Below are 13,474 nucleotides of genomic sequence, written 5' to 3'. Positions count from 1 at the left end.
CTACCTCCTCAGTCCCAGTCCAGGCCGCCGCGACGCCACACATAGGCGTACGCGACGAAGACCGCGACGATGAACAGGACCATCTCCACGAAGCCGAAGATCGGCAGGGCGTCGAAGGAGACCGCCCAGGGGTAGAGGAAGATGATCTCGATGTCGAAGACGATGAAGAGCATCGCCGTCAGGTAGAACTTGATCGGGAACCGGCCGCCGCCGACCGGCTGCGGGCTCGGCTCGATGCCACACTCGTACGCCTCGAGCTTGGCCTTGTTCAGACGCCGCGGGCCGGCGAGTCGGGCAGCGGCCACGGAGAACAGCGCGAACGCCGCAGCGAGGGCGAACAGCCCGATGATGGGTGCGTAAGGAGAGAGCGTCATCGTTGTCCCCTGCTCGTCCTTCCCTGACCTCGGTGGTTGGCCAAAATCACACTATTCACGTCCCTCACGACCTCGGTCGGCGGGGGTCGATCTCTGTCCGGCCCGTGGACGTTCCGCCCCGGGCCGGTCGTCTTCTACACGGCCGGAGCCACCTTCGTCATCGCGTTGATGACCCGGTCCATCGCGTCCCCGCCGCGCGGGTCGGTCAGGTTGGCCAGCAGCTTGAGCACGAAGCGCATGAGCATCGGGTGCGGCATGCCGTGCTTGGTCGCCATCCGCATGATCTCGGGGCGGCCGATGAGCTTCACGAAGACGCCGCCGAGCCGGTAGTAGCCGCCGAAGCGGGCCTTCAGCTCCTGCGGGTACGCCATCAGCGCCCGCTCCCGCTCCGCGCCGGCCGGGCGGGCCAGCGCCTGCACCACGACCTCCGCGGCCATCTCGCCCGACTCCATCGCGTACGCGATGCCCTCGCCGTTGAACGGGTTGACCATGCCGCCGGAGTCACCGACCAGCAGCACACCGCGGGTGTAGTGCGGGACGCGGTTGAAGCCCATCGGCAGCGCGGCGCCGAGGATCGGACCCTCCGCGTTGGACTCGTCGGTCATCCCCCAGTCCTCGGGGGTGTTCGCGAGCCAGTCGGTGAGCAGCTTGCGGTAGTTCGTCTTGCCGAACGCCGAGGAGGAGTTCAGCACGCCCAGGCCGACGTTCACCCGGCCGTCGCCGAGGCCGAAGATCCAGCCGTAGCCGGGCAGCAGCGCGTCGCTGCCCTTGGCCCGCAGCTCCAGCCAGGACTCCAGGTAGTCGTCGTCGTGCTTGGCGGGCGAGCGGTAGTAGCGGCGGACGGCCACGCCGATCGGGCGGTCCTCCCGCTTGGCGAGCCCGAGCGCGAGCGGGAAGCGGCCGGAGACGCCGTCGGCGGCGACCACGAGCGGCGCGTGGAACGTGGCGGGTTCCTTGTCCGGGCCGACCTCGGCCTGCACGCCGATCACCCGGTCGTCGGCGCCGAGCACCGGCCCGAGGACGTTGACGCTGGTCTGCAGCTTCGCCCCGGCGGCGACCGCACGCTGGGCGAGCAGGTCGTCGAAGTCGAGCCGGGTCCGCACCAGGCCGTAGTTGGGGAAGCTGGCCAGGTCGGGCCAGTCCAGTTCCAGGCGTATGCCGCCGCCGATCACCCGCAGGCCCTTGTTGTGCAGCCAGCCGGCCTCGGGCGAGGTGTCCACGCCCATCCGGATGAGCTGCCGCACGGCGCGGGGCGTGAGCCCGTCGCCGCAGACCTTCTCCCGGGGAAACTCCGTCTTCTCCAGCAGCAGCACGCGTACGCCGTGCCGCGCCAGGTGGTACGCCGTGGCCGATCCTCCGGGACCGGCGCCCACGACGATGACGTCGGCGTCGTTCTCCACCGCGGTCATCCGCGCCTCCTCCCGCATGCTCGTGAAATGCTTCACAAGCCGATCCGGTTGGAGTCTATGACCGGCGTTACACCAGTACGCGCTGAGGGGGGCCTAACTTCGCGGAAACGCGCCGGTAAGAGCGTCGAGACCGGTCACGGGCGCGCCTGCGCGGCCGGTCCGAGCCCGGCGTCGAGGCGGATGGCCTCGGGCAGGTGGTCGCGCAACGCGCCACCGGCGGCCCGGTCCAGCGCGGCCAGCACCTCGGCGACGACCTGCCGGACATCGGCGGGATCCGCGCCGGCCAGCTCGCGGAGCTGCGCGATCAGCTCGGCGGCGTCGTCGTCGGTGGCGGCCTGGTCTGGTCCCGTCATGGGGGCGAGCCTACGGAACAAAGTAGACCAAAATTGGATATTCACGAAATGACCAGCTTCCGCTGGCCGGACGGTCAGTTTCGGACGGCCCGGTGCAGCGCCACGACGCCGCCGGTCAGGTTGCGCCACGCCACCCGGCCCCAGCCGGCCGCGCCGATCCGCGCGGCCAGCGCCGCCTGGTCCGGCCAGGCCCGGATCGACTCCGCCAGGTAGACGTAGGCGTCCGGGTTGCTGGACACCGCGCGGGCCACCGCCGGCAACGACCGCATCAGGTACGACAGGTAGACCGTGCGGAACGCCGGGTTCACCGGAGTGCTGAACTCGCAGACCACCAGGCGCCCGCCCGGCCGGGTCACCCGGGCCAGCTCGGCCAGCGCCGCGTCGGTGTCGTTGACGTTGCGCAGCGCGAAGGAGATGGTCACCGCGTCGAAACTGGCGTCGGCGAACGGCAGCCGAAGCGCGTCCCCGGCCAGCAACGGCACCGCCGGGCGGGTGCGCTTGCCCGCGTGCAGCATGCCCAGCGACAGGTCCGCGCCGACCGCGTACGCCCCGGAGTGGGCCAGTTCCTCGGTCGACACACCGGTGCCGGCGCCCACGTCGAGCACCCGCTCGCCCGGCCGCAGCCCGAGCGCCGCCCGGGTGGCCCGCCGCCACGACCGGTCCTGCCCGAACGACAGGACGGTGTTCGTCAGGTCGTAGCGGGCCGCGACACCGTCGAACATCGCGGCGACCTCGTGCGGCTGCTTGTCCAGGCTGGCGCGCTGGCCCTGCGGGGTACGGCTCACCCCTCCACTCTGCCAGCCGCGCCGCCCCCGCCTCCCCCCGGGTACGCGACAGGGCGGGATGGTCACCCACCCCGCCCTGGTCGCGTATCGGTCCCCGGTCAGTCGCCGGTGCGTTCCTCGCCCGGAGCGACGAGGACCACCTTGCGGCGGCGGGCCAGCATCATCAGCGCCGCGCCGGCGGCGAGCACCGCCGCGCCGATGCCGCCGATCAGGCCGACCTGCATACCGGTCACCGGCAGGCCACCGTCGCCGGTGCCGCCGCCCGTGCCACCACCGGCGGTCGGGGTCGGCACCGCCGTCGCGCCGCCGGTCGGCGTCGGCTGGGCGGTCGGCGTCGAGGTCGGCTGGGCGGTCGGCGTCGGGCTCGGGGTCGACGGGCTCTGGTCGACGAAGACGTCGAACACCGCGCTGTTGTCACCGTCGTCGGTCTCGGCGAACGCGCGCCGCTGCGCCGAGCTGGCGACCCGCGGCTCCTCCTCCGGCGTGCCGGCGGCGGCGTCGAGGCCCTCGGCCCAGAGGATGCCGGGCCGGAGCAGCTTCTCGGTCACGTCCGGGCCGACAGTCACCCGGACGTCGGCGGTGTAGTACTGGCCGGGCTTGAGCACCGCACCCAGGTCCTCGCAGTACGCGTTGAGGACGCCACCCAGGTTCTGCTCGACGCAGCCGTCGGGCAGCTTCGCGAAGGTGACACCGGCCGGCAGCGCGATCCCGTACTTGATGCCGGTGGCGCGCTTGCTGCCGTCGTTGAACACGGCCCAGTCCAGTGGCACTGTCTCGCCCGGCCGGACCGGGCGCAGGCCCGCCTCGTCGGCGTCGTCGCCGTCGACGGTCACGCCGGCGTACACGTCCTGGACCCACGTGGTGAGGTCGTATCCCGGCTCGGTGACGGTGACGTCGTGGTCGACCGAGTCGAGCACGCCGGTGCCGTTCGCCGCGCTGATCGAGACCGTGAGCGTGCCGGCCGCGCCCTTACCGCCGGTGGAGAACAGCGGGAGGCCGAAGTCCTCGGTGGTGCCGGCGGGCAGGTCGCCGAGCAGGCAGGAGAAGGTGGTGCCACGGATGTCGCAGCCGGCCGGGACCAGCACGCCGACCTTGCCGGTCTTGAGGCCCTTCGTCTCGACAGTGACCCGGACGCCCTTCGCGTCGACGGTCCCCAGGGTGTTGTTCACCTGGAACTTGAACGGCTTGGCCTTCGCCTCGGTGACGCCCTTGGCGAGCTGGTAGCTGAGCGGGATGAGCTGGAGGTCGGCCTTGTCGGCGGCCTGTGCCGGGCCGGCGGCGGCGCCGAGACCGGCGGTGGAGAGCAGGGCCACGACGCCGGCGCGGGCCAGCGTGGACCGGTAGCGGAAGGTCATTGTTCCCCCGGGGGTAGGGACACGTGATCACGTACCGAACGAACGGACGGTACCGGAGCGACGCATCGTCACGCCACCGCCCAGCAGTGGGAATTCCCATCGATCGCAGCAGACGGCAGGGGCGGGATGGTCACCCATCCCGCCCCTGCCGCGGTGCGTTATGTGAACGGCCCTCATGGGCCGATGGAGGACGACGGTCCGACGGACGCCGCAAGCGTAATGGCGTCGCCGGCTCACCGGGCCGTGCTCGACCGGGTCGCCGCCGACCTGTTACCTGCCTGCTCGCGGCCCGGATCGGTGGTGTCGCGCGGGCAGGCTAGCCGCCGGTGATCACGCAGGTGAAGACCTCTGGCGCAAGCTTCACCGGAAACGGGCGGAGCTCCGGCCGCACGACGGACACCGACCGGCCGAACGGCGGAAGCCGGTCAGTTGACCTCGACCAGCGGCAGCGACTTCCCGGCGCCGCCGCCCGGCAGGGCGATCGACGAGAAGTGTGAGACGACGCGGTCGTCGCTCGGGTCGTCGGCGGGCGTGTGGTGCACCGCGAGCCGGTTGTAGAGCGTGTCCCGCTGGGCCGGGATCCGGTCGGCCGACCGGATCATGCCGATCAGCTCGTGCAGGTTCGACCGGTGCCGGGCGCCGGCCGAGGAGATGACGTTCTCCTCCAGCATGATCGAGCCGAGGTCGTCCACGCCCATGTGCAACGCGAGCTGCCCGACGTCCTTGCCGGTGGTCAGCCAGGACGCCTGGAGGTGCGGGACCGTCTCGAAGAACAGGCGGGCCACCGCGACCAGGCGCAGGTATTCCAGCGTGGTCGCCTGGGTGCGGCCCTTCAGGTGGTTGTTCTCCGGCTGGTACGTCCACGGGATGAAGGCCCGGAAACCGCCGGTGCGGTCCTGCACGTCGCGGATCATCCGCAGGTGCTCGATGCGCTCGGCGTTCGTCTCGCCGGTGCCCATCATCATGGTGGCCGTCGACTCCAGGCCCTGCCGGTGCGCCAGCTCCATGACCTCCAGCCAGCGCGCACCGGACTCCTTCAGCGGCGCGATCGCCTTACGCGGCCGGTCCGGCAGCATCTCGGCGCCGGCGCCGGCGATCGAGTCCAGGCCGGCGGCCTTGATCCGGGCGATGGCCTCGTCCAGGCTCACGCCGGAGACCTTCGCCATGTGCAGGATCTCGCTCGGGCCGATCGAGTGGATGGCGAGCTGCGGGTACGCCTTCTTGACCGAGGAGAACAGCTCCTCGTAGTACTCGACGCCGTAGTCCGGGTGGTGCCCGCCCTGAAGCATGACCTGGGTGGCGCCCAGCTCGACCGCCTCGCCGCAACGGCGCAGGATCTCCTCGGTCGGGTGGGTCCAGCCCTCGGAGTGCTTGGGGGCCCGGTAGAACGCGCAGAACTTGCACGCCGTCACGCAGACGTTCGTGTAGTTGATGTTGCGGTCGATGAGGTACGTGACGATGTTGTCCGGGTAGCGGCGCCGCCGTACCGCGTCGGCCGCCTCGCCCAGCGCGTGGAAGGGCGCGTCGGTGTAGAGCAGCAGCGCCTCCTCGGGCGTGATCCGCCCGCCGTCCGCGCCGCGTTGCAGGATGTCGTCGATCTCCCGGTTCGCCGTCACATCCCCGAGCGTACGTCGCGGGCCCGACGGCGGGAAACGCCACTCCTCACCCGGTGACGAGAGACCCACCCGGTCAGGGCATGCCCGGACTGGCCACTGGCAGCCCGATCGCCTTGGCCGCCTCCAGCAGCCGCTTGTCGTACGTGACGAATGCGACGAACTCGGCCGCCGCCTGCCGGGCCAGGATCTCGGCGGTGGCGAGGTGAACGGCGTCCAGGCTGCACAGCATCGGCTCCGGATACGCGCCCGCCGTCGCACGGACCGTGGCATCGATCTCGACCCGGTAGAGACGTCCCAGCACCGAGGGGACACCCACCAGCGCCTGTGGAGCGGCACGACGCAACGCCCGCGGCACCTCCACCTCGACGAGGGCTGACGACACCAGCGCGGTGCCGGCGCGCTCGTTCAGCCAGCCGAGCAGATCCGCCGTCTCCGCCTCCCGCCGCAGCATCTTGATGACCGCCGCCGAGTCGAGGTAGATCACCAGCGCTCCTCGTCGCGCGCCTCGACCAGCGCGGCCGCCGCGTCCACCGCGGGATCCCCGAGCACCGGCGGCATCGGAACCGGGCCGGTCGTGGTCGGGGCCATGGCCCGGCCCTCGGCCACCAACCGGCCGAGAAGCGCGTCACCGGCCAGCACCGGCACGAGGCGGGCGATCGGCTCACCCCGATCGGTCACCTCGACCGTCTCACCGGCGCGCACCCGCGCCAGCACCCGGCTGGTGTGCTGATTCAACTCCCGGACGGCGATCTGCTCCATGAGGCAAGTGTAGGACGTAACGTTCTACGCGTCACGGATGGCGGTCGACCCGAAGCGCCACTGCGGGAAGCGGAGCGCTGGCGCCGCCCGCCTACGCTCCTGGCGTGTCAGTCGTATCGCCCCCGCCCACCCCCGTACGCGTGGCCGGCGCCCGCTCCGCCCTCTGGTCCCTCACCATGACCGCCGTGCTCGTCGGCTTCGGCCTCGCCGTGATCGCGGTCAGCGCGGTGGTCGGCCACCTCACCGTGGGACTGCCGATCGCAGTGCCGATCTCCGTCGCCCTGGCCGGCTGCCTCGCCTTCGCTGTCGGCCTGCGCCTGCTGCACCGGGGCTGGTGGCTGACCCTCCTGTCGGTGCTACCGGCCCTGTTCGTGCTGGTGGGAACCGTGCAGCTCGCACCGGAGTCGGTCCTTCGGGAGCGCGGCGTCGCCCAGCAGGTGACCATCACCGACGTGCAGACCGCCGGCAAGCGGCACGAGTTCGTCCTCCAGGGCGACACCGGCCGGCTCGACGAGCCGCTGGTCTACCGGGGCAGCTCCCCCGGCTACCGGATCGGCCAGCGGCTGACGGTGGTCGTCGACCCGCGGGGCGAGGTGGAGCTGGCCGACGCGCGGGACGTGGACCCGGACGGGAAGCGGGGCATGCTCATGCTCGGCGTGTCGGGATGGACCCTGCTCGCGCTCGTCGGCGGGTGGCGCGGCCACGTCAGCCGGGCCCGTGGCCGCGCCGCCACGGCACCGCCCGTGGTGTTCTGACCGGCGACGCCCCTACGCGTCGTAGTCGACTGTCAGTTCGTCGGTGACCGGGCTGGACTGGCAGGTCAGCACGTAACCGGCGGCGACCTCGTCGGGCTCCAGCGCGTAGTTGCGCGCCATCGTCACCTCACCGGACGTCACCTTGGCCCGGCAGGTCGAGCACACCCCGCCCTTGCAGGCGTACGGCAACTCGCCGCGCACCCGCAGCGCCGCGTCCAGCACCCGCTCGTCCCGGCCCATCGTGAAGCTGGACGAGCGTCCGTCCAGCAGGATCGTCACCTCGGTGCCGGTCCCCGGACGGTCGGTCTCCCGCCGCACCGGCTCCGGCGGGGCGTCGACGTGGAACAGCTCGGTGTGCACCGCCGCGTCCGGCACGCCGCGACCCGCGAGCACCGCCCTGGCGTCCACCACCATGCCGTACGGGCCGCAGAGGAACCACTCCTCGATCTCGTCACCGGGTACGACGGTGTCGAGCAGCCGGGTCAGCCGGTCGGCGTCGATCCGCCCGGACAGCAGCGCCGACTCGCCCATCTCCCGGGACAGCACGTGCACCAGATGCAGCCGGGTCGGGTAGCGGTCCTTCAGGTCGGCCAGTTCCTCGGCGAACATCACCGAGTTCGCCGTGCGGTTGCCGTACACGAGCGTGAACGTGCTGCGCGGCTCGGTGGCCAGCGCGGTCGCGGCCAGCCCGAGGACCGGGGTGATGCCGGAGCCGGCGACCACCGCGCCGTACCGGCGGGCCCGGTCGGGGGTGAACGCGGAGGTGAAGTGGCCCAGCGGCGGCAGCACCTCGACGGTGTCGCCGCCGCGCAGCGCGCCGCAGGCATACGCGGAGAACGCCCCACCCGGGACCTCACGCACCCCGACCCGCAACCGGCCGTGCCGGGTCAGCTCGTCGGGGGTGGAGCAGATCGAGTACGACCGCCGCACCTCCTCGCCGTCGCCGTCGGCCGGGCGGCGGACGGTGAGGTGCTGCCCGGCGGAGAACGCGAACGTCTCGCGCAGCTCCTCCGGCACCGCGAACGTGATCGACACCGAGTCGTCGGTGAGCCGGTCCACGGCGGCGACGGGCAGCGGGTGGAAGACCGGCCGGCGGCGCACCGGCCGGGTGATGGTGACAGTCACAGCGCCTTCAGGTGGTCGAAGGGTTCGGAACAGGACCGGCAGCGCCACAGCGCCTTGCACGCGGTGGAGCCGAAGCGGCTGATCTGGGTGGTCTCCGGCGACCCGCAGCGCGGGCAGCGTACGGCCAGCGTCAGCGGCACCACCGTGTCGTCGCCGCGCGGCGCCGGTGGGGCGATGCCGGCGGCGGCGAGCTTGGCCCGGCCGGTGTCGGAGATCCAGTCGGTGCTCCACGCCGGGTGGTAGACGGTGCGGACCTCGGCGTCCGAGTGCCCGGCGGCGGCCAGCGCCCGGCGGATGTCCTCCCGGATCACGTCCATCGCCGGGCAGCCGGTGTAGGTGGGGGTGATGGTGACGACGACCCGGCCGGTGTCCGGTTCCTCGTCGACAGCGCGCAGGATGCCCAGCTCGTCGATGGTGATGACCCGGATCTCCGGGTCCACCACCGCCGCCGCGGCGTCCCTCGCGCTTGTCACCAACGCCACCCTCCGTTCGCGACTGCGGGGCTCCGCTCCGCTGCACTCCTCGCGCTCACCAGCTCGCTCCGGGGTGGGCGCGGTGCAGCACCTGCATCTCGGCGAGCAGGTAGGAGAGGTGTTCGGTGTGCAGGCCGTCCCGGCCGCCGCCGGGTGCCCAGCCGGTCTCCGGCCGGGTCAGCGTGGCCTCGTCCAGCACCGCGGCCACGGTGGCGTCGAAGTCGGCCCGAAGGGTGGACGGGTCGACCGGCGCCGCCGGGTCCGGGGCGAACAGCTCGTGGACGTACGGCCACACCTGGTCGACCGCCTCCTGCATGCGCCGGTGCGACTCCTCGGTGCCGTCACCGAGCCGCTTCACCCACAGCGCGGCGTGGTCCAGGTGGTACGCCGACTCCTTGCGCGCCTTGGCGCCGACCGCCGCGAGCCGCTCGTCCGCGCAGCCGGCCAGCGCCGTGTAGAGCGGCGACTGGTACGCGGCCAGGAAGAACAGCTTCGCCATGGTCACGCCGAAGTCGCCGTTCGGCAGTTCGACGAGCAGGCAGTTGCGGAACTCGCGGTCGTCGCGCAGGTAGGCCAGGTCGTCCTCGTCGCGGCCCGCGCCCTCCAGCTCGCCCGCGTACGTGAGCAGCAACCGCGCCGCGCCGAGCTGGTCCAGGGCGATGTTGGCGAGCGCGATGTCCTCCTCCATCTCGGGCGCGCGGGAGGTCCACTCACCGAGGCGCTGCGCCGCGACGAGCGCGTCGTCGCCGACGGCGAGCGTGAAGTCGAACAGGCTCATAGGTGCGCAGCCCCTTCGGGGACCTCGTAGAAGGTGGGGTGGCGGTAGACCTTGTCGGCGGCCGGGTCGAAGAACGCGTCCTTCTCGTCCGGGCTGGACGCGGTGATCGCGCTCGCCGGCACCACCCAGATGGAGACGCCCTCCTGGCGGCGGGTGTAGAGATCCCGGGCGTTGCGCAGGGCCATCTCGGCGTCGGGGGCGTGCAGGCTGCCGACGTGGGTGTGCGACAGGCCGCGGCGGGCCCGCACGAAGACCTCCCACAGGGGAGAGGATGGGCCGCTCATGCCGTGCCGACCGGGCATGCCCTCACGGCCCTCGCTTCGCTCGGTGCGTTCGCTCATGCCGCCACCGGCTCCTCTCGCTTCGCCCGCTTCGCGGCATACGCCGCGGCGGCCTCCCGTACCCACGCGCCGTCGGCGTGCGCCTTGCGCCGGTGCGCCATGCGCTCCCTGTTGCACGGCCCGTCGCCCTTGATCACCCGCATCAGCTCGGCGTAGTCGGGCTGGGTGTAGTCGTACGCCTGCCGCTCGTCGTTCCAGCGCAGGTCCGGGTCGGGGAGGGTGAGGCCCAGCACCTCCGCCTGACCGACGCACATGTCGACGAAACGCTGGCGCAGCTCGTCGTTGGAGAAGCGCTTGATCTTCCAGGCCATGGACTGGGCGCTGTGCGTCGAGTCGCCGTCCGGCGGGCCGAACATGGCCAGTGACGGGTACCACCACCGGTCCACCGCGTCCTGCGCCATCGCCTTCTGCGCTTCGGTGCCGTGCGCCAGCGTGTGCAGGATCTCGTAGCCCTGCCGCTGGTGGAACGACTCCTCCTTGCAGACCCGGATCATCGCCCGGGCGTACGGGCCGTAGGAGCAGCGGCACAGGGGGACCTGGTTGACGATCGCCGCGCCGTCCACGAGCCAGCCGATCGCGCCCACGTCGGCCCAGGTCAGCGTCGGGTAGTTGAAGATCGAGCTGTACTTCTGCCGACCGTCGAGCAGCAGCTCCACCAGCTCGTCGCGGCTGATGCCGAGCGTCTCGGCGGCCGCGTAGAGGTAGAGGCCGTGACCGGCCTCGTCCTGCACCTTCGCGAGCAGGATCGCCTTGCGCTTGAGCGACGGCGCCCGGCTGATCCAGTTGCCTTCCGGCTGCATGCCGATGATCTCGGAGTGCGCGTGCTGGGCGATCTGCCGGATCAGCGTCCGGCGGTACGCCTCGGGCATCCAGTCGCGGGGCTCGATCTTCTGGTCGGCGCCGATGACGTCGGCGAAGTACGCCTCGACGTCCTCGTCCGGGGCCGCGCCACCGCGCCGGGCGCGTGCCGCCGCCTCGCGCAGCGCCGCCTCCGCCGCCTCCACCTCGCCGAGCAGGCCGCCGCCCGGAGCGTCCTCCGGCGGGGCGAAGTCATTGCCATACATGCAGCCAGTGTTACAGCTCGGCACGAACGACACCAGAGGGTGTAACAGGTTTCCGGGCCACCTGGCGTCACCGGCCGCGCGCACACCGCCATCGGCGCTGGTGGCTGTGATGTCGACCACTCCGAATAGAGGAAATCCCCCAAGGACGGCAAAGTGGCTCAATATCCCGCCCACCCGGCAAAGTCACGGGTGTCGAGACCTGGCATCAGAGCTGTCCGGAAGTAGACTTCCCCCCGGCAAACCGTTCGGCTTCATGATCGTCACCGTTCAGGCCATCGTCCCCCGGCCTGTCGGCGACCGGGCCGGACCCATGCGGAAGTGCCGGTCCCCCCGGCCAGACATCTGGAGCTCACCACTCATGCGACCTCGCGTGACCATGGCGGTCGCCATCGTGGCGATCATCATCGGTGGCGTCATGCTGGTGCCGGCCGCGTACGCGAAGCTCGCCGGCGGCGACGACGCGGGCGGCCTCGGCGGCGGCGCGCAGGTCCCGGCGCCGACGCCGACCGCGCCCGCGCCCCCGACGCTCGCCGACGCCCCGGTGTCGGTGAACTTCAAGGGCGAGTTCTTCTCCTGGGCCCTGATGGACCGCGAGACCGGCACCGTCACCGGCGCGAAGAACATGAACGAGACCAGCTCCACCGAGTCGATGCTCAAGGCCTGGATCGTCGCGGACTACCTTCGTCAGCTCGGCGACAAGCAGCCGGCCGCCGACCTTGAGAAGGCGGCGATCCTGGCGATCCGGAACAGCGACGACGACGGCGCCAACCGGGTCTACCGGGCGGCCGGCGGCTCCTACAAGCCCCAGCCGGGCGGCAAGCCGGACCCGGTCATCGCCCGCGCGATCCGGATCTGCGGTCTGACCGACACCAAGCCCGGCGACGTGCCCGAGTACAAGGGCTGGTGGAGCTTCACCGAGATGTCCCCCCGCGACGCGGTCCGCCTCGGCGACTGCATCGCCGACGGCCGCGCCGCCGGGCCCAAGTGGACCAAGTGGCTGCTCAACGAGATGACCAAGGTGGCCGGCAGCGTCAACAAGCAGAGCGCGCGGTCCGGCGGCGGCCGGTGGGGCATCATCGACGGCCTCCCGGCGACGATCAAGTCGCAGGGCCCGGTGCACATGAAGAACGGCTGGACCCAGCTCGCCTACGACGGCAACTGGCACGTCAGCTGCCTGGCGTTCACCGACAAGTGGAGTCTCTCCGTGATGATGCGGTACCCGGGCCGCGCCGGCCTGCCGTACGGTGCGAAGATGTGCGCCGCCGTCGCCACCCAGCTCGTGACGCCCCAGCCCGGTGCCGCACTCAAGGTGCCGCAGCAGCCGGTCGGGAAGCTCTGATGGCCGGTGCCCGGCGTCGGCCCGGCAGCTATCGGCGCCCACTCGCCTTCAGCGCCACGGCTGCGGTCCTCGTCGGCCTGCTCGGCCTCTCCCTGCGCGTGATCCCCGGCTCGCCCTTGGAGGCGACCGCGAACTCGCGTTCCGAACCGACGAACGAGCGGTCCACTCAGCAGTCCGTCGACCGCAACGCGCCACGCGTCGCCCCCTCACCGTCGATCGCCCCGCTGCCGTTCCAGGCGAAGAACCTGGACAGCCTCAAGATCAAGGGCTGGTACGCCTGGTCCGTGCTGGACAAGCGCACCGGGAAGATCATCGGCTCGGCGAACATGGGCGAGACCAGCACGACCGCGTCGCTGATCAAGTCCTGGGTGGTGGCCGACTACCTGCGCCTGAGCGCCGAGGACGGCAAGACGCCGAGCAACGCGAAGCTCGCAGACGCCACGAAGATCATCCGGGACAGCGACAACACCCGCGCCCAGGAGTTCTACGAGAGCGTCGGCGGCTCGGACTCGATCGAGCGGCTGATCTCGATCTGCAAGCTGACCGACAGCGAGGTCGCCTCCGACGGCGGCTGGAGCCGCACCGAGCTGTCCCCTCGGGACACCGCCCGGCTCGGTCTCTGCATCGACGACGGCCGCGCGGCCGGGCCGAAGTGGACCAAGTGGCTGCTCAACGAGATGCGCCAGGTCCGCGCTCCCGGCGACTTCGGCATCCGCAAGGCGTTCCCGGCGGCCGAGCAGAAGAAGATCGCCATCAAGAACGGGTGGATCGACCGGGACAAGGAAGAGGAGTACCACGTCAACTGCCTGGCCATCGGCGACACCTGGACGATGGGCGTGATGCTGCGCACCCCGTTCGGCGTCGAAGGCGGCTGGGAGTACGGCATGGACGCCTGCGAACGGATCACCAAGGCGCTGCTGCGCCCGGCCACCTGAGCCGCGCGCGGCG

Annotated in this window: 16 protein-coding genes; 3 read left to right on the top strand and 13 right to left on the bottom strand. The window is 71.6% G+C overall.

What is annotated here, in order from left to right; genetic code table 11:
* Positions 1–8: 8 nt before the first annotated feature.
* The 8 genes from ACPCK6_RS17250 to ACPCK6_RS17215 all read right to left on the bottom strand — a co-directional run bounded on the left by ACPCK6_RS17250 (position 9) and on the right by ACPCK6_RS17215 (position 6,651).
* Positions 9–374, bottom strand: a complete 366-nt coding sequence (locus ACPCK6_RS17250) for an NADH-quinone oxidoreductase subunit A (RefSeq protein WP_013283601.1) — start codon at positions 372–374, stop codon at positions 9–11.
* A gap of 134 nt (positions 375–508) precedes the next feature.
* The gene (locus ACPCK6_RS17245) at positions 509–1,783 is read right to left on the bottom strand and encodes a geranylgeranyl reductase family protein (RefSeq protein ID WP_030273587.1); all 1,275 of its coding nucleotides are present in this window, start codon (positions 1,781–1,783) and stop codon (positions 509–511) included.
* 134 nt (positions 1,784–1,917) lie between these two features.
* A complete protein-coding gene (locus tag ACPCK6_RS17240; protein WP_030273586.1) occupies positions 1,918–2,136 on the bottom strand; it encodes a hypothetical protein in 219 nt (72 codons plus the stop codon).
* Between the two features lie 74 nt (positions 2,137–2,210).
* A complete protein-coding gene (locus ACPCK6_RS17235) occupies positions 2,211–2,921 on the bottom strand; it encodes a demethylmenaquinone methyltransferase (protein ID WP_318331967.1) in 711 nt (236 codons plus the stop codon).
* Positions 2,922–3,019: 98 nt separating this feature from the next.
* A complete protein-coding gene (locus ACPCK6_RS17230) occupies positions 3,020–4,276 on the bottom strand; it encodes a cell wall anchor protein (RefSeq protein WP_423481627.1) in 1,257 nt (418 codons plus the stop codon).
* Positions 4,277–4,701: 425 nt separating this feature from the next.
* Entirely contained in the window at positions 4,702–5,892 is a 1,191-nt protein-coding gene (mqnC, locus tag ACPCK6_RS17225; RefSeq protein WP_423481626.1) for a cyclic dehypoxanthinyl futalosine synthase, read from the bottom strand.
* Between the two features lie 73 nt (positions 5,893–5,965).
* A complete protein-coding gene (locus ACPCK6_RS17220) occupies positions 5,966–6,376 on the bottom strand; it encodes a type II toxin-antitoxin system VapC family toxin (protein ID WP_423481625.1) in 411 nt (136 codons plus the stop codon).
* Complete coding sequence (locus ACPCK6_RS17215) at positions 6,373–6,651, bottom strand: type II toxin-antitoxin system Phd/YefM family antitoxin (protein WP_145755709.1); 279 nt, start codon at positions 6,649–6,651, stop codon at positions 6,373–6,375. Before ACPCK6_RS17215 ends, ACPCK6_RS17220 begins: the two co-directional genes overlap by 4 nt.
* 104 nt (positions 6,652–6,755) lie before the next feature.
* Here ACPCK6_RS17215 and ACPCK6_RS17210 point away from each other — a divergent pair, with 104 nt between their 5' ends.
* The gene (locus ACPCK6_RS17210) at positions 6,756–7,406 is read left to right on the top strand and encodes a hypothetical protein (protein WP_423481624.1); all 651 of its coding nucleotides are present in this window, start codon (positions 6,756–6,758) and stop codon (positions 7,404–7,406) included.
* Between the two features lie 12 nt (positions 7,407–7,418).
* On the opposite strand, the gene paaE is transcribed toward ACPCK6_RS17210, so the two are convergent.
* From paaE to paaA, 5 genes are read right to left on the bottom strand one after another with little or no spacing between them, the layout of a single operon-like run.
* Positions 7,419–8,531 (bottom strand): 1,2-phenylacetyl-CoA epoxidase subunit PaaE, encoded by a 1,113-nt coding sequence (gene paaE / locus ACPCK6_RS17205; protein WP_423481623.1) that lies wholly within the window; start codon positions 8,529–8,531, stop codon positions 7,419–7,421.
* Positions 8,528–9,004 (bottom strand): 1,2-phenylacetyl-CoA epoxidase subunit PaaD, encoded by a 477-nt coding sequence (paaD, locus tag ACPCK6_RS17200; protein ID WP_423481622.1) that lies wholly within the window; start codon positions 9,002–9,004, stop codon positions 8,528–8,530. The genes paaE and paaD overlap by 4 nt, the downstream gene beginning before the upstream one ends.
* A 55-nt stretch (positions 9,005–9,059) precedes the next feature.
* Entirely contained in the window at positions 9,060–9,782 is a 723-nt protein-coding gene (gene paaC, locus ACPCK6_RS17195; protein WP_423481621.1) for a 1,2-phenylacetyl-CoA epoxidase subunit PaaC, read from the bottom strand.
* Complete coding sequence (gene paaB / locus ACPCK6_RS17190; RefSeq protein ID WP_396882014.1) at positions 9,779–10,123, bottom strand: 1,2-phenylacetyl-CoA epoxidase subunit PaaB; 345 nt, start codon at positions 10,121–10,123, stop codon at positions 9,779–9,781. The genes paaC and paaB overlap by 4 nt, the downstream gene beginning before the upstream one ends.
* Positions 10,120–11,187: a 1,2-phenylacetyl-CoA epoxidase subunit PaaA gene (gene paaA / locus ACPCK6_RS17185; protein ID WP_396882013.1), complete on the bottom strand. Its 1,068-nt coding sequence runs from the start codon at positions 11,185–11,187 to the stop codon at positions 10,120–10,122. The genes paaB and paaA overlap by 4 nt, the downstream gene beginning before the upstream one ends.
* Before the next feature lie 358 nt (positions 11,188–11,545).
* Here paaA and ACPCK6_RS17180 point away from each other — a divergent pair, with 358 nt between their 5' ends.
* Positions 11,546–12,526 (top strand): hypothetical protein, encoded by a 981-nt coding sequence (locus ACPCK6_RS17180; RefSeq protein ID WP_423481620.1) that lies wholly within the window; start codon positions 11,546–11,548, stop codon positions 12,524–12,526.
* Positions 12,526–13,461, top strand: coding sequence for a serine hydrolase (locus ACPCK6_RS17175; protein WP_423481619.1), 936 nt, complete (start codon positions 12,526–12,528; stop codon positions 13,459–13,461). The genes ACPCK6_RS17180 and ACPCK6_RS17175 overlap by 1 nt, the downstream gene beginning before the upstream one ends.
* The last annotated feature ends 13 nt before the right edge of the window (positions 13,462–13,474 follow it).

The organism is Micromonospora sp. AB353 (assembly GCF_049538395.1).
Classification (GTDB): Bacteria; Actinomycetota; Actinomycetes; order Mycobacteriales; family Micromonosporaceae; genus Micromonospora; species Micromonospora aurantiaca.
Note: the sequence above shows the minus strand (reverse complement) of the source record. Positions and strands in the feature narration are given on the sequence as shown.

What these genes read in the sequence shown, in the direction of transcription:
- ACPCK6_RS17250 (WP_013283601.1), bottom strand. Translation starts at nt 374, where the DNA reads ATGACGCTCTCTCCTTACGCACCCATCATCGGGCTGTTCGCCCTCGCT.
- ACPCK6_RS17245 (WP_030273587.1), bottom strand. Translation starts at nt 1,783, where the DNA reads ATGACCGCGGTGGAGAACGACGCCGACGTCATCGTCGTGGGCGCCGGT.
- ACPCK6_RS17240 (WP_030273586.1), bottom strand. Translation starts at nt 2,136, where the DNA reads ATGACGGGACCAGACCAGGCCGCCACCGACGACGACGCCGCCGAGCTG.
- ACPCK6_RS17230 (WP_423481627.1), bottom strand. Translation starts at nt 4,276, where the DNA reads ATGACCTTCCGCTACCGGTCCACGCTGGCCCGCGCCGGCGTCGTGGCC.
- ACPCK6_RS17215 (WP_145755709.1), bottom strand. Translation starts at nt 6,651, where the DNA reads ATGGAGCAGATCGCCGTCCGGGAGTTGAATCAGCACACCAGCCGGGTG.
- paaC (WP_423481621.1), bottom strand. Translation starts at nt 9,782, where the DNA reads ATGAGCCTGTTCGACTTCACGCTCGCCGTCGGCGACGACGCGCTCGTC.
- paaB (WP_396882014.1), bottom strand. Translation starts at nt 10,123, where the DNA reads ATGAGCGAACGCACCGAGCGAAGCGAGGGCCGTGAGGGCATGCCCGGT.
- paaA (WP_396882013.1), bottom strand. Translation starts at nt 11,187, where the DNA reads ATGTATGGCAATGACTTCGCCCCGCCGGAGGACGCTCCGGGCGGCGGC.
- ACPCK6_RS17180 (WP_423481620.1), top strand. Translation starts at nt 11,546, where the DNA reads ATGCGACCTCGCGTGACCATGGCGGTCGCCATCGTGGCGATCATCATC.
- ACPCK6_RS17175 (WP_423481619.1), top strand. Translation starts at nt 12,526, where the DNA reads ATGGCCGGTGCCCGGCGTCGGCCCGGCAGCTATCGGCGCCCACTCGCC.